General features: G+C 72.2%; 13 protein-coding genes, 1 tRNA gene and 1 pseudogene. 7 read left to right on the top strand and 8 right to left on the bottom strand.

Annotation, left to right across the window (positions count from 1 at the left end):
* Nucleotides 1-110: 110 nt before the first annotated feature.
* The 5 genes from JN350_RS12350 to JN350_RS12330 all read right to left on the bottom strand — a co-directional run bounded on the left by JN350_RS12350 (nt 111) and on the right by JN350_RS12330 (nt 5,000).
* Nucleotides 111-182, bottom strand: a tRNA-Gly gene (locus JN350_RS12350).
* Nucleotides 183-301: 119 nt separating this feature from the next.
* Nucleotides 302-1,948: a hypothetical protein gene (locus JN350_RS12345; RefSeq protein ID WP_205462401.1), complete on the bottom strand. Its 1,647-nt coding sequence runs from the start codon at nt 1,946-1,948 to the stop codon at nt 302-304.
* A gap of 36 nt (nt 1,949-1,984) precedes the next feature.
* Nucleotides 1,985-3,127 (bottom strand): GMC oxidoreductase, encoded by a 1,143-nt coding sequence (locus JN350_RS12340; protein ID WP_205462400.1) that lies wholly within the window; start codon nt 3,125-3,127, stop codon nt 1,985-1,987.
* The gene (locus JN350_RS12335) at nt 3,037-4,056 is read right to left on the bottom strand and encodes an NAD(P)-binding protein (RefSeq protein ID WP_205462399.1); all 1,020 of its coding nucleotides are present in this window, start codon (nt 4,054-4,056) and stop codon (nt 3,037-3,039) included. Before JN350_RS12335 ends, JN350_RS12340 begins: the two co-directional genes overlap by 91 nt.
* A 71-nt stretch (nt 4,057-4,127) precedes the next feature.
* The gene (locus JN350_RS12330) at nt 4,128-5,000 is read right to left on the bottom strand and encodes an oxidoreductase (protein WP_275897981.1); all 873 of its coding nucleotides are present in this window, start codon (nt 4,998-5,000) and stop codon (nt 4,128-4,130) included.
* A gap of 236 nt (nt 5,001-5,236) precedes the next feature.
* On the opposite strand from JN350_RS12330, the pseudogene JN350_RS12325 reads away from it, so the two are divergent.
* Nucleotides 5,237-6,430: pseudogene (locus JN350_RS12325) on the top strand (MFS transporter); the annotation flags it as partial.
* A gap of 127 nt (nt 6,431-6,557) precedes the next feature.
* A complete protein-coding gene (locus JN350_RS19535) occupies nt 6,558-6,761 on the top strand; it encodes a hypothetical protein (protein ID WP_240347296.1) in 204 nt (67 codons plus the stop codon).
* Here JN350_RS19535 and JN350_RS12320 read toward each other — a convergent pair.
* Nucleotides 6,746-7,507, bottom strand: a complete 762-nt coding sequence (locus JN350_RS12320; RefSeq protein ID WP_205462398.1) for an SDR family NAD(P)-dependent oxidoreductase — start codon at nt 7,505-7,507, stop codon at nt 6,746-6,748. The genes JN350_RS19535 and JN350_RS12320 overlap by 16 nt on opposite strands.
* Before the next feature lie 158 nt (nt 7,508-7,665).
* On the opposite strand from JN350_RS12320, the gene JN350_RS12315 reads away from it, so the two are divergent.
* The 3 genes from JN350_RS12315 (at nt 7,666) to JN350_RS12305 (ending at nt 9,366) form a co-directional block, all read left to right on the top strand.
* A complete protein-coding gene (locus tag JN350_RS12315) occupies nt 7,666-8,112 on the top strand; it encodes a MarR family winged helix-turn-helix transcriptional regulator (RefSeq protein WP_205462397.1) in 447 nt (148 codons plus the stop codon).
* A gap of 91 nt (nt 8,113-8,203) precedes the next feature.
* Nucleotides 8,204-8,791, top strand: coding sequence for a cysteine hydrolase family protein (locus JN350_RS12310; protein WP_205462396.1), 588 nt, complete (start codon nt 8,204-8,206; stop codon nt 8,789-8,791).
* A 422-nt stretch (nt 8,792-9,213) separates the two neighbouring features.
* Nucleotides 9,214-9,366, top strand: a complete 153-nt coding sequence (locus JN350_RS12305) for a hypothetical protein (protein ID WP_205462395.1) — start codon at nt 9,214-9,216, stop codon at nt 9,364-9,366.
* 151 nt (nt 9,367-9,517) lie between these two features.
* On the opposite strand, the gene JN350_RS12300 is transcribed toward JN350_RS12305, so the two are convergent.
* Entirely contained in the window at nt 9,518-10,234 is a 717-nt protein-coding gene (locus JN350_RS12300) for a methylenetetrahydrofolate reductase (protein WP_205462394.1), read from the bottom strand.
* A gap of 85 nt (nt 10,235-10,319) precedes the next feature.
* Here JN350_RS12300 and JN350_RS12295 point away from each other — a divergent pair, with 85 nt between their 5' ends.
* Both JN350_RS12295 and JN350_RS12290 read left to right on the top strand, forming a co-directional pair.
* Nucleotides 10,320-11,303, top strand: a complete 984-nt coding sequence (locus JN350_RS12295) for a zinc-binding alcohol dehydrogenase family protein (RefSeq protein ID WP_205462393.1) — start codon at nt 10,320-10,322, stop codon at nt 11,301-11,303.
* 305 nt (nt 11,304-11,608) lie between these two features.
* Nucleotides 11,609-11,884: a hypothetical protein gene (locus JN350_RS12290; RefSeq protein ID WP_111084103.1), complete on the top strand. Its 276-nt coding sequence runs from the start codon at nt 11,609-11,611 to the stop codon at nt 11,882-11,884.
* Between the two features lie 108 nt (nt 11,885-11,992).
* Here JN350_RS12290 and JN350_RS12285 read toward each other — a convergent pair whose 3' ends face one another.
* On the bottom strand, nt 11,993-12,571 hold the full coding sequence (locus JN350_RS12285) for an alpha/beta hydrolase (protein WP_205462392.1): 579 nt from the start codon (nt 12,569-12,571) through the stop codon (nt 11,993-11,995).
* Between the last annotated feature and the right edge of the window lie 217 nt (nt 12,572-12,788).

Below are 12,788 nucleotides of genomic sequence, written 5' to 3'. Positions count from 1 at the left end.
CGCGGGTACCCGAAGCCTGCGCCCCCGGATGCGCCCGCTCACGGCGCCCGGGAACGACAGAACCCCCGGTGCTGCTCTGTCGAGCAACCCCGGGGGTCCTGTTCCGTCCGAGCGGATGACGAGATTCGAACTCGCGACCCTCACCTTGGCAAGGTGATGCGCTACCACTGCGCCACATCCGCATTCGCACGCCGTGTGGGCCGTGCGGATCCGACTGTACCCGATCCCGGGCCCACCGACGTGTTCTGCGGAAGATCCGGGCGTGTCCGGTGTCGCGAGGCGCGGTCGTCAGGCGCGGTCATCAGGCGCGGAGGAGTTCGATCGGAGCATGAGCTACGTGCACGACAACCCGGGCGGGACCGAGGCCCACGGCGTCGACCTGATCGACGGTGACACCCCCGCCATCCGCATCCTGGTGCACGGCGACCTGCCGACCACGATCGAGCACGAGGGGCGGACCTGGCTCGCCACCGGGGCGCGCACGACGACGGGGACGACCAGGCGCCCCCGATCGCGATCTACCGCCCGGTCTGAGCCGCGCTCGGCGACGGGCCGGGCGCTCGACTGCGGTCAGTGCCCGCGGACGTCGCCCGTCAGGATCGCGTGCTCGGCGCCGGCCGACAGTTCGTCGTGCAACGCGTCCGCGAAGAACTCCCCGCACCGAGGCTGACCAGGTGGGTGAGCGCACCGGTGACGTCCGCCAGGGCGGGGTTCCACCCGTCGTGGAGGGACGCCCGGACGTGCCCGGACTCGTGCACGACGACGACCCCGATGTGGTCGTGGGCATCGCCGACCTCGAGCACGGCGTCGTACACGACGGGTTCGGTGTCCTCGCCGAGGGGTTCCAGGTGCACCTCGCCGATCCCGGGCCACTCGGTGCGGAACACGGGCAGGTCCGGTGCGTGCAGGTGCGGGGCGCGCTCGTCGGTGACGGACTCGATCTCCCCGAAGTCAGGTACTCGTCGACGACCTCGTGGATCCGGTCGTGCAGTCCGGGCTCGTACTGCCACCAGCGCTGGTGCACCGCCCGGAGCCAGTCCTGCGTCGCGGCGTCGGCCGAGGCCGAGGTCCCGACCAGCTGCGGCGCCGTGCCCGGCGAACCGACGACCTCGAGCTGCTCGTCGTGCGTCTCGACGGTGATGGACCCGGTGGCCTCGTCGGGGTGCACGCCGTGGACGTCCTCGGGGGCCGCGGCCCAGATGCTCGCCGGGAGCTTCGGCGGCAGGGCGAACGCCACCGCGATCGCCGGACGCGCCAACGCCTCGTCGAGCGCGTCGCCGAGGTGCACCTCGTCCGAGCGGGACCCCATGACGATGCCGCCGGTCGGGGGCACGGCGGCCAACCGTTCGAGGTCCTCGTGATCCGCGTTCATCGACGCGAGCACGGGGGTGTCCGCCCACTGGACGAACTCGCCGGCGGCACGGTCCTGGTCCTCGAACGGCACGTTCCACACCGAGGGGTCCGCGAGCACCCACGACGCCGAACGACCGGCGGGGCCACGGCGCACGGCGTCGAGCACCGCGGGGACGAGCCCGGGCAGCCCGCGGTACGCCGGGCGCACGGTCAGGCGGTCCAGCGCGAGCAGGTCCGGCTTGCCGAGCATCTCGGCGGCGTGCGTCTGCAGCGACAGGAAGGTCTCGCCGGTGGCGTCCGGCACCACGATCGCCGCGGCGAAGTCCCCGCCGACGTCGGACACCTGGTAGCCGAGCACCAGTGCCTCGACCGACTCCGGTGACCGGCTCGTGTACGCGGCGACCTCGGCGACCGACACCGCTTCGGCCTCGTCGTCGGTGATGGGCACCCGGACGTCGATCACCCACCGGTCGACGTCCTGGCCGGGGTAGGCGTCGCCGTCCTCGTCCGAGATCGTGATGTGCACGAGCCGCAGGGAACCGTCCCACGCGTCGTGGACGTGCTGGGCGATGGCGGCTTCAGGGTCGTCGGTCACGGACGCCACCGTATCGGTGGCGGACCGGTGACGTGGTCAACCGTGCTGCGCGACCACTGCGTCGACGCTCCGCATCGCGGTCGCCAGGATGGTGAGCACCGGGTTGACCCCGCCGTTCGTGACGTGCACCGAGCCGTCGGTCACGAGCAGGTTGTCGTGTCCCCACACCCGGCCGAACGGGTCGACGACCGACGTCGCCGGGTCCGTCCCCATCCGGAGCGTGCCGGCCTGGTGCTGACCACCGCTCGTGCCCCGGACCGGGCCGTGCAGCTCCGCAACGCGCGTGGCCCCGGCCGCGCGCAACCAGTCGCCGCTCCGGGCACTGGTGTGGTCGCGAGCACGGACGTCCTCGGGGTGCACCCCACCGCTGAACGACGCCACCGGGATGCCGTGCCGGTCCGTCACCGCCGGATCGACCCGGACGCGCGCGTCGGCCGAGGTGACCTCCTGGATCGGCCCCATGATCCGCATGCTGCGCCGCGCCAGGTCCCGCATCGCGTGCTTGCCGTCGAGCCCGGAGCGCGGCGCGAGTCCCGTGCCGACGAGGTACTGGTACGTGTTCGACGGCGTCGCGATGAACTCGTTCGCCAGGATCCCGCCACCGATCTGCCCGGGCACGCCGTGCCGGAAGTCGGTGGTGGCGATCGACGGCCCCGGTCCGAGACCGTCGTCCACCACGTCGTCGAAGACCCCCATCGCACCGCCGTAGACGTGGCCCTGCAGGTGCCGGCCGACCTGGTCCGCACGGTTGCCGATGCCGTCGGGCTCCTGGTCGCTCCGGCTGTTCAGCAGGAGCCGTGCCGACTCCACCGCCCCGGCCGCGACGACGACCTCGACGGCGTCGACCTCGACCCGCCAGTCGTGGCCGTCCGCGGTGCCGACGATCGTGACGCCGACCACGCGGCCGGCACCGTCCGTGCGCAGCCGGGCGACCCGTGACCCGAGCACGATCGACGCGTTCCCGGTGGCGAACGCGCGGGTCAGCATGGTGTTCTGGCTGCCGTTCTTGGCGTCGACCGGGCACGCGAAGCCGACGCACATGCCGCACTGTTCGCACGCGCGGCGACCCAGGTACGGCGTCGAGTTGATCAGGAGCGGGACGTGGACCGTCGAGATGCCCAGGGCGTCCGCAGCGCCGGCGAGCCGGTCGCGCGCCGCCCCCGACGGCAGCGGTGGCATCGGTCGCGCGCGCGAGCGCTCCCGGACCACGGTCCGTCGACGTCGCTCCCACTGACTCCGACCTCCCACTCGGCGCGCTCGTACCAGGGCTCGAGCTCGTCGTACCCGAACGGCCAGTCGGCCAGGGCGCTGCCGTCCGGCACGCCGTACGTCGACGCCATCGCGAAGTCCCGCGGCCCGTACCGCCAGGCCTGTGCGCCGTAGACGCGCGTGCCGCCCCCGGCCGTGACCGCGTTGTTGTGCCACCCCAGCGACGACGGCCGGAGCACCAGCAGCTCCCGACCGTCCGCCACCGTCCGCGGGTTGCCGACGTCGGACGGCCCCGACCGCGGCGCGACACCCCAGCTCGACCGCGGGTTCCGGATGTGGTCACGGCTGAGTTCCGCGGTGCCGGGCCACCCACCGGCCTCGACCACGAGCACGCGCCGACCGGACTCGGCCAGCCCGCACGCCGCGACGCCCCCACCGGCGCCCGAGCCGACGACGACCGCGTCGTACCGGTCGGCCAGCTGCGACGGGTGCACGACCGCAGGTGCTGCGGTCGGCACGGGTACCGGCACGCTCCAGCCGTCCGGCGGACCGGGCTGCCACCCAACCATGTCCCAGGACCGCTCCCCCTTGTTCCCGCCGTTCCCCGCGTCGGCGTAGTACCCCGCGGCCACGAGCTCGGCGAACCAGGTCCAGTCCGGATCGTCCCCGTCCCAGGGCTCGTCGACGCCATCGTGGTCGTCCGCGTGCTCGACGACGGTACGGAGACGGTCGAGCCAGTCGGGCCGGTCGACCAGCACACCGGCCAGGAAGTCGAGCGCGCCGGCCTCGGACGCCGACGGGTACTCGTCCGCCGGCACCACCCGGTCGACCAGGGAACGGAGCCGTTCGTGGTGCGCGCGGAGGAACTCCTGCGCTGCGGTGGCCGCGTGGTCCGTCATCGGTCCTGCCTCTCGAGCAGCGCCGGTGCCGCCCCACGAGCACCGTAACGGACGCGCCCGGCTCCGGGTGTTCAGCCGTCGATGCCCTCCAGGTCGAGCAGGTCGTCGTCGCTCAGCACGACGGAGGCGCCCTCGATGTTCTCCCGCAGGTGCGCCCGCGACGACGTACCCGGGATGAGCAGGATGTTCGGGGACCGGCGGAGCAACCAGGCCAGGGCGACGGACATCGGCGTAGACCCCAGACGTGTCGCCACGGTCGAGAGCACCTCGGACTGCAGCGGAGAGAAGCCACCGAGCGGGAAGAACGGCACGTAGGCGACCCCCTCCTCCGCGAGTCGGTCGATGAGCGGATCGTCCTGCCGGTTGGCGAGGTTGTACTTGTTCTGCACGGACACGATCGGAGCGATCCCCTGCGCTTCGTCCACCTGGTCCGGCGTGGCGTTGCTCACGCCGAGGTGCCGGATGACCCCCTGTCGCTGCAAACCGACCAGCGTCTCGAACGCCGGGGCGATCGGCCCCGCGACCGGACCGTTCGCATCGCCGAGCCGCAGGTTGACCAGGTCCAGCACGTCGACGCCGAGCGTCTCGAGGTTGTCGTCGACCTGTGCGCGCAGTTCGTCGGGTTCCCGAGCGGTCGGCCACCCGCCTCGGGCATCGCGTCGCGCGCCGACCTTCGTCGCGATGACGAGGTCGTCGGCGTTCGGGTGCAACGCCTCGTGCAGCAGCTCGTTGACGACGCGGGGGCCGTACGTCTCGGCGGTGTCGATGTGCGTGATGCCGCCCGCGACGGCGTCCCGGAGCACGGCGACGGCCTCGTCGTGGTCCTTCGGCGGCCCGACGACCCGGGGGCCGGTGAGCTGCATCGTGCCGTAGCCGAAGCGTGCGACCGGCACGTCGCCGAGGGTCCAGGTGCCGCCGGGCAGGCGAGGGGTGGTGGTGCTCATCGGATCTCCTTCGGGGACGTGCCCACGCCGAGGACGCAGCGCAGCGCACTCCTGACAGCCTGCTCGCGTGGGCAGCGGCTCGCACGACACCGACGCGCGTTCCGGCCCACTTGCAGCGGACGGTTCACTTGCAGCGGACGGTTCACTTGCAGCGGACGGTTCACTTGCAGCGGACGCCCCACTGGACGTACGCTCCTGGCAGAGGGCAAAACGCCTCGCTGCTCCGGCAGCACGGCATGCACACGCGGTCTCGGACGAGTCGCCACTTCTTCATCGAAGGAGTGCACGTGTCCACCCGTTCCCCCGCCCGGCTCCGCGACGCCGGGATCGCCCTCGCCGGCCTGTCCGCCGTCTTCCTGTTCGAGATGCTCGACAACTCGGTGCTGAACGTCGCGCTGCCGACCATCGGCCGTGACCTCCACGCGTCGACGACCGGACTCCAGTGGGTCACCGGCGCCTACTCGGTCGTCTTCGGCGCCCTCATGCTCCTGTTCGGCGCGGTCGCCGACCGGTTCGGCCGACGCCGGGTGATGCTCGTCGGCCTGGTGCTGCTCGCGCTCTCCGCGCTGGCGACCACGCTCGTCACCACGACCGGCGAACTCATCGCGGTCCGCGCGCTCATGGGGCTCGCGGCGGCCATGACGACCCCAGGGTCGATGGCCCTGGCCTTCCGGCTCTTCGACACCGACGCGCTGCGGGTCCGGGCACTCACGGTCATCTCCACCGCGGGCCTGGTCGGGCTCGCGGTCGGTCCGACGGCGGGCGGCTTCGCCCTCGCGGTGGCGCCGTGGCAGACACTGCTCCTGGTCAACGTCCCGATCGCGGCGCTCGCGTTCGTCGGCATCCGTGTCGGCGTGCCCGCTGACCGACCGGAGGACCTGCACCCCGACCGGATCGACGTGACCGGCGCGCTGTTCGGCACCACAGCTCTGGTCAGTGCACTCGGGACGCCCACCCTCTTCGCCGAGGCGGGCAGCGCCTCCTGGCCGGGGTGGACCGGGGTCGTCGTGACGGTCGCGGCGGTGGCGGCCTTCGTGCAGCGGGAGCGCACCGCGGCACAGCCGCTGCTCGACCTGCGCCTGCTCGCCCGTCCGCTCGTCGCGAGCGGCCTGGCGTACAAGGCGGCCGCCGGACTGGCCGTCTCCGGCCTGTCGTACCTGGTGACGCTGCAGCTGCAGTTCGCCTGGGGCTGGTCGCCGGCGCTGGCAGCGATCGGGACGCTGCCGCAGGTGGTGGTGCTCCTGGCGTCCGGACGCTTCGTCGGCCCGTTCGTGCAGCGGGTGGGCCTCGGCCGCGCGGCCTGGCTGAGCGCCGGCGCCGTCGTGGCAGGACTCGCGCTCTTCGCGGTCGGCGGCCGTGCCGGGTACGGCTGGGTCGCCGCGGCACTCGTCCTCGTCGCCGCAGGGATGCGGGTCGTCGGGGTCGTCGCGGGCAACAACGTGCTCCGGGGCCTGCCGTCGAACCGGACGTCGGTCGGGGCGGCGCTCGTCGACACCTCGAGCGAGGCTCGCGACCGCGGTCGGCATCGCGGCGACCGGGACGGTCCTGGCGCTGCTCGTGCCGGGCAGCATCGCGACGATGTCGTGGACGGCGGACCGGCTGGCGGCGTTCGAGGGCGGGATCACCGTCGCGGGCGTCGTCCTGACGACAGTGGCCGCCTTGCTCGTCGCCGTCGGCATGGCCCGCGCGAAGACCCGCGCGGGCACGCCGGCGGCCGAACCGGCTCAGACGGCGGCCGAACCGGCTCAGACGGCGCTGTAGCCGCCGTCCGCCACCAGCACGGATCCGGTGATGAACGACGCCGCGTCGCTCGCCAGGAACACGACGCTCGGGGCGATCTCCTCGGGCAGGGCGAACCGCTGCTGCGGTGCGTCCTCGATCCAGTACCGCCGGAACTCCGGGGAGTCCACCGGAGCCATCTCGGTCTTCACGTACCCAGGGGCGACGGCGTTCACGCGGATGCCGTACTCCGCCCACTCGACCGCGAGCGACTTGGTCAGGTGGTGCACGGCGGCCTTCGACGCGTTGTACGCCGGCTGCCACTGCGGCCGGTTCACGATGAGGCCCGACATGCTGCCGATGTTCACGATCGAGCCCGAGCCGGCATCGCGCATGTGCGCGCCGACCGCCGTCGACGTCTTCCACAGTGCGCGGACGTTGAGGTCGAACACGTCGTCCCACTCGCTGTCGGGGACGTCGAACGCGTCCCGGTGGTGGCACGTGCCGGCGTTGTTGACGAGCACGTCGAGGCGGCCGAGGGCGGCCATCGCCTCCTCGGTCATGCGTGTCACCTGCTCGCCGTCGGTGATGTCCGCCGTGATGGTGACGAAGTCGTGGCCGGCGTCGGCAGCCTCGGCGGCGACCCGAGCGTTCCGGTCCGCCGACCGCCCGACGATCGCCACGCGGGCGCCGGCCTCGGCGAGGCCGAACGCGAACGCCCGGCCGAGTCCCTGGTTGCCGCCGGTGACGAGGGCGGTCCTGCCGGTGAGGTCGAACGGAGAAGTCATCTGGTGGGCGCCTTCCTGAGGTGGTCGACGCCGTACACCGCGTCGACGCGGTACTGTCCTGCGTACACCCTCGAGCGCTCCGCCTCCCGACCCGGCGGTGGCGCCCGTCGCCCATCGGGCCGACACGTGCACGGTGGTGGCCGCCCTAAGATGATCGCGTGCCGACGAGTCCTGACGATCGCTTCCGGTTCTTCGACACCCTGGTGCGGGCCGAGATCCGGTTGTGGGGCGCGGTCGACGGGGCGGTCTCCGAAGCCACGGGGACGAACCTCGGACTGATCACCGCGCTGCGCACGATCGACGAACTCGACGGGTCCGCTCGGGTCCAGGAGGTCGCCGACGAGATCGGGATCACGGTCGGGGCCGCGAGCAAGATCGTCGACCGGCTCGAGCGCGCCGGTCTGGCCGAGCGCGTCCCGAACCCCACCGACCGCCGGTCTTCCCTGCTCCGGATGACGGAGCCCGGGCGGAAGACGCTCGCTGACGGGCTCCGCGCAGCGCGACAGGAGCTCGGTCGCCGCACGGACACGATCACGCAGGCGCAACTCGACGCGACGACCACAGCCCTCGCTGCCCTCGCGGACGCCTTCTCGGTCGACGACTGAGGCGGACAGGGCATCGTCTCCGACTGCGATCGCCAGGCACGTTCCATTACATGGAATACACTTGCCCGGAACTCGAACCGATCGGAGCACCGTGACCACCACAGCAGTCCTCGTCGTCGACATGCAGAACGACACCGTCCACGCGGAAGGGGCCTTCGCCGAGACCGGCGCGGCCGAGCACGCCGCGTCGCAGAACGTGGTCGAGAACGTCGGCCGGGTGCTCGACGCGGCTCGCACCGCCGGCGCGACCGTCTTCCACAACCGGATCGTCGTCTACCCCGGCGAGGTCGGCGGCACGAACGCACCGATCTTCCGCATGCTCGGGCCGGAGTCGTTCGCGCTCGGCAGCTGGGGCGCGCAGATCGTCGACGAGCTCACCCCGGTCGACGGCGACATCGTCCTCGACCGCAACCGGATGAGCGTCTTCAACGGCACCGGGATCGACCCCATGCTCCGCAACCTCGGCGTCGACCACGTCGTCGTCGTCGGAGCCTGGACGAACATGGCCGTCGAGCACACCGTGCGCGACGCGGCGGACCACGGGTACGCCGTGACGATCGTCTCCGACGCGACCTCGAGCCTCAGCGCGGAGTGGCAGCACGCCGCGCTGGACTTCGCGCTGCAGAACATCGCGACGGTCACGACCACCGACGAGGTCGTCGCGGACCTCGCGGTCTGACCCCCGGGCCAGGGACGCTCGTCGTCGAGCACGTCGGCCGTTCGTCGTCCGTTCGACACCCCGGCGACCTCAGGGGTCTGCGTCGCTGCGACGCGCAGATCGGCGAACCACGCGCGCGTGCCGATGTCGACCCAGAGTGCGATCGCCCCTGCCGCGGACGGCCCGTGCAGCCGCGTCGTGTCGACCGTGGTGACCCCGTCCACCTCGACGACCACGCGGTCCCGCGCCACCGAGAGGGCGAGTCGGTGCCACACCCCCGGTCGGACGTCCGCCGCGACTCGTGCGGTCCGTCCGGCCAGCGCTCCCGGAGGACGTCGAACGGCCAGTCCGGGTATGCGAAGTACTGCACCGCACGACGGCTCCGCGGCGCAGGCGGCGCGAGGGCGACTCCGTTGAGCGGGCGGACGTAGGCGCACTCGAAGGTGCCCGCGTCGTCGTCGATCCCGAAGGCGACCCCGGCGAACCCACGGGCGTACTCGGGTGCGTGCTCGTGGGTCTCGGCGGCGACGGACACCTCGATCCGCCCCGTGGCGAAGTGCACCGGCAGGACCAAGAAGGTCGGCTGGTCGACGTAGTCCACGCCCGCGACGCCGTTCTGCTCGATCGCCTCCGTGAGACGCAGCCGGAGCGCGTCGACGCCGTCGTGCCGGTCCGCGACGGCGGTCACCGAGCGCGCCACCGCACCATCAGGCACCTCGTCGAGCCGCGAGGCCCAGTCTGCGGCCTTCATCGGCCAGCCGCCCCGCGGTCCGTCGCCCGCCGCTCCGCCACCCATCGCGCGGTCACGCCCGCGTCGCCGAGCGCGAAGACGTGCACCGCCACCGCACCGTGCCGTCGCGGATCGAGCCGAGCCAGGACCGTGTCGAGGAATACGTCCGCCGAGACGACCTCGTCCGTCGTGACGCGCCGCCCGGCGTACCGCTCGATCGCCGTCGGTCCGTCCGCGGCCCCGAACTGCGCCGCGAACCCCAGCAGCGCGCTCGCGCGGGCCGGCCCCGGCACCCCGACCCGTACCGGGAGCGCGATCCCGCGCCCGCGGAGTCGCTCGATCCAGTCGAGGACCCGGACGGCGTCGAGCGCGACCTGGGTGATGACCTCGGCGTCCACCCGTAGTTCCGCGAGGGTCACGGCTTTGCGCTCCAGGGCGGTGTCGAGCGCCGCGGTCGGGATCTCGGGGTGCCCGTCCGGGTACCCGCCGATCCCGATCGCGGCGGGTCGGAACCGGGCGAGGCCGTCCGAGCGGAGGACGTCGATCGCCTCCGCGAACGGTCCGCGCGGCGCCCGGGGGTCCCCGCCGACGACGAAGAGCCGCGTGAGTGCCCCGACGGCACGGAGTGCCTCGAGGTAGGTGTCGAGCGCTCCCGAGGAACCGAGCCGCCGAGCGGCAACGTGCGCCACTCCGATCGAGATGTCGGGGACACTGGTGATCGTCGGCCGGGTCATGGTCTCTCCGTCGCATTTGGGTTCGCGGGAAGAATCTTCCGTGACATACTATTGGGCAACCGCGTTGGCACGACCAGGAGGATCCATGACGGCGACGATGCGTGCAGTGGTACTGGACGGACCGGGCACCCCCGAGGCACTCAGCATCCGGGACGTCCCACGACCCGAACCGCGACACGGCCACGTCCTGATCCGCGTCGAGGCGTTCGGACTCAACCGCTCCGAACAGCACTTCCGCGAGGGCCTCGGTTCGTTCGGTTCCTTCCCGCGCATCCCGGGCATCGAGGCGACCGGCACGGTGGCGGCGGCGCCCGGCGGGGAGTTCGCGCCCGGCACCACGGTCGCCGCGCTGATGGGTGGGATGGGCCGGACGATCGACGGCGGGTACGCCGAGTACGTCACCGTCCCGGCATCGATCGTCGTCCCGTTCACGAGCACCCTCGACTGGGCGACGGTCGGAGCGCTCCCCGAGATGATCCAGACTGCGCACGGCTCACTCACGACGGGCATCGACGTCCACCCGGGCGACACCGTCCTGATCCGCGGTGGCACGTCGTCGGTCGGGCTCGCAGCCGCCGTGCTCGCGAAGCGACGGGGCGCGACCGTGGTCTCGACCACCCGTTCCGCCGACCGGGCCGACGTCCTGCGCGACGCGGGCGTCGACCACGTCGTCGTCGACGACGGCACGATCGCCGACGCGGTCCGGGTCATCGCACCGGACGGCGTCGACGGTGCGATCGAGCTCGTGGGCACCGGCACGCTCCGTGACACGCTCCGCGCGGTGCGCACGCACGGGACCGTGTGCTTCACCGGGATGCTGTCCAACCAGTGGACGGTGCCCGAGTTCTACCCGATCGACTTCCTGCCGAACGGGGTCCGCCTGACGGCGTACTCGGGTGAGGCGAGCGATCTCCCCGCAGCCGTGTTGCAGGACGTCGTCGACGCGATCGAGTCCGGCTCGCTGCGGGTCCCGATCGGACGCGTCTACGCCTTCGACGAGATCGTCACCGCGCACCGCGACATGGACTCCGGCGCGGCGCACGGCAAGCTCGTCGTCCTGACCCGCTGATCGAGTTCCGTGGGACGAGTACCTGCCGGGACGGCATCGTCGCTCCGGAACCGATCGACCTGATGCACGCGGCGAGCTCGACGACCGCACTCGTCGGGTCGTCGAGTTCCGGCAGGACGACGCTGCTCCGCACGGTCCACCGCACGATGCGGGCCCAACGACGGGTTCGAGGACTCCCGCAACGGCAGCGTCATCAAGCCGGTCATCGTCTTCCACTGATCGCTCACCGCGAGGCGCCCCGTCCGACCTGTGCGGGGCGCCTCGCCACGGCAGCACCGAGAACCATTCCATGGAAGAATCACGGGATGGAGCACGACGGACTGGCACTCGCCGCAGACGAAACGAACCACCACCAGCCGGCAGCGCCCGGGCTCGCCTCGGTGCACGTCCGGGCGCTCGTCACCTGGATCTCCATCTTCCCGATGGCGATGCTCGGCATGTTCGTCGAGTCGTTGGTGATCCCCTCGTGGCCCATCCCGGCGCGAGCGCTTGTCCTGACCGCGGTGGTCGTCCCGCTCGCGGTCTACGTGCTGGTCCCCCGGCTGCTCGTGCTCACCCGTCGCCTCTTCGCGCGGCGCTGACGGATCCATCCCCACGACGCACGCCCAGCCACCCTCGCGTCCACCGAGGTGCGTCCGGTTCCCACGGCGATGCGCCCTGCGGACCACCGAGCGGCGCAGGGTGTCGGTTCAGCCCACGGATGCGACGACAGTGTGCACGAAGGTCCGCACGTCGGCGACCTCCTGCGCGCTGATGCCGTGCGCGAGGCCCGGGTAGACGTGCGTCGCGGCCGAGACGTGCCGCTCGACCCAGTCGCTCGTGCGGGCGACCGCGTCGGCGGTGATGACCGCATCGTCCGCGCCGCGTCCCCAGAACAGCGGGGGTCGGCCCGCCACGAGCTCGTCGTCCCCCGCCTGTACGGCACCGAGCACGAACCCGCCGAGCACGACTGGCGCGACCACGCGCTCGGGCCGCGTGCGGAGCAGCTGCGTCGCCATCAGGCCACCCTGCGAGAACCCGATCGGCAGCACACGGGTGCCCTCAGCGAGGTGCTCGTCGACCCACGCCCAGATCATCTCCGTCGCCCGCAGGACAGGAGCGGCCTCGGGGTTGCCGGGGGTCGAGATCGGGAACCACGCCGCACCCCCGTTCGGCGTGTCGACGGGTGCACGGAGTGAGGCCCACGGCAGGTCCAAGGCGAGGACGTCGAGCAGACCGACCAGGTCGCGTTCGTTCGACCCGTAGCCGTGGAGCGCCAGGACGACCACGTCCGATCCCGAGACTGACGCACCTGTGGTGACCGCTTTGAGCGTTCCGTTTGATGACACGTCACCATTCTAGCCGGTCGCTCCGCGACCACGGTCTTCCGGGAGGCACTGCACCGGCCCGGTACAGCGCCTCCCGTCGGTCGCACACGACGGATCAGTGCGGTCCGCTCAGCCCGCCACGTGACCCGCTGCCAGCGTGTGAAGACGTCGCCCGTCC

The organism is Curtobacterium sp. 24E2, from assembly GCF_016925595.1.
Classification (GTDB): Bacteria; Actinomycetota; Actinomycetes; order Actinomycetales; family Microbacteriaceae; genus Curtobacterium.
Note: the sequence above shows the minus strand (reverse complement) of the source record. Positions and strands in the feature narration are given on the sequence as shown.

Bases quoted from the DNA above. Each gene is read 5' to 3' on its own strand.
- JN350_RS12320 (WP_205462398.1), bottom strand. From the start codon at position 7,507: ATGACTTCTCCGTTCGACCTCACCGGCAGGACCGCCCTCGTCACCGGC.
- JN350_RS12340 (WP_205462400.1), bottom strand. From the start codon at position 3,127: ATGCCACCGCTGCCGTCGGGGGCGGCGCGCGACCGGCTCGCCGGCGCT.
- JN350_RS12335 (WP_205462399.1), bottom strand. From the start codon at position 4,056: ATGACGGACCACGCGGCCACCGCAGCGCAGGAGTTCCTCCGCGCGCAC.
- JN350_RS12300 (WP_205462394.1), bottom strand. From the start codon at position 10,234: ATGACCCGGCCGACGATCACCAGTGTCCCCGACATCTCGATCGGAGTG.
- JN350_RS12330 (WP_275897981.1), bottom strand. From the start codon at position 5,000: ATGAGCACCACCACCCCTCGCCTGCCCGGCGGCACCTGGACCCTCGGC.
- JN350_RS12295 (WP_205462393.1), top strand. From the start codon at position 10,320: ATGACGGCGACGATGCGTGCAGTGGTACTGGACGGACCGGGCACCCCC.
- JN350_RS12290 (WP_111084103.1), top strand. From the start codon at position 11,609: ATGGAGCACGACGGACTGGCACTCGCCGCAGACGAAACGAACCACCAC.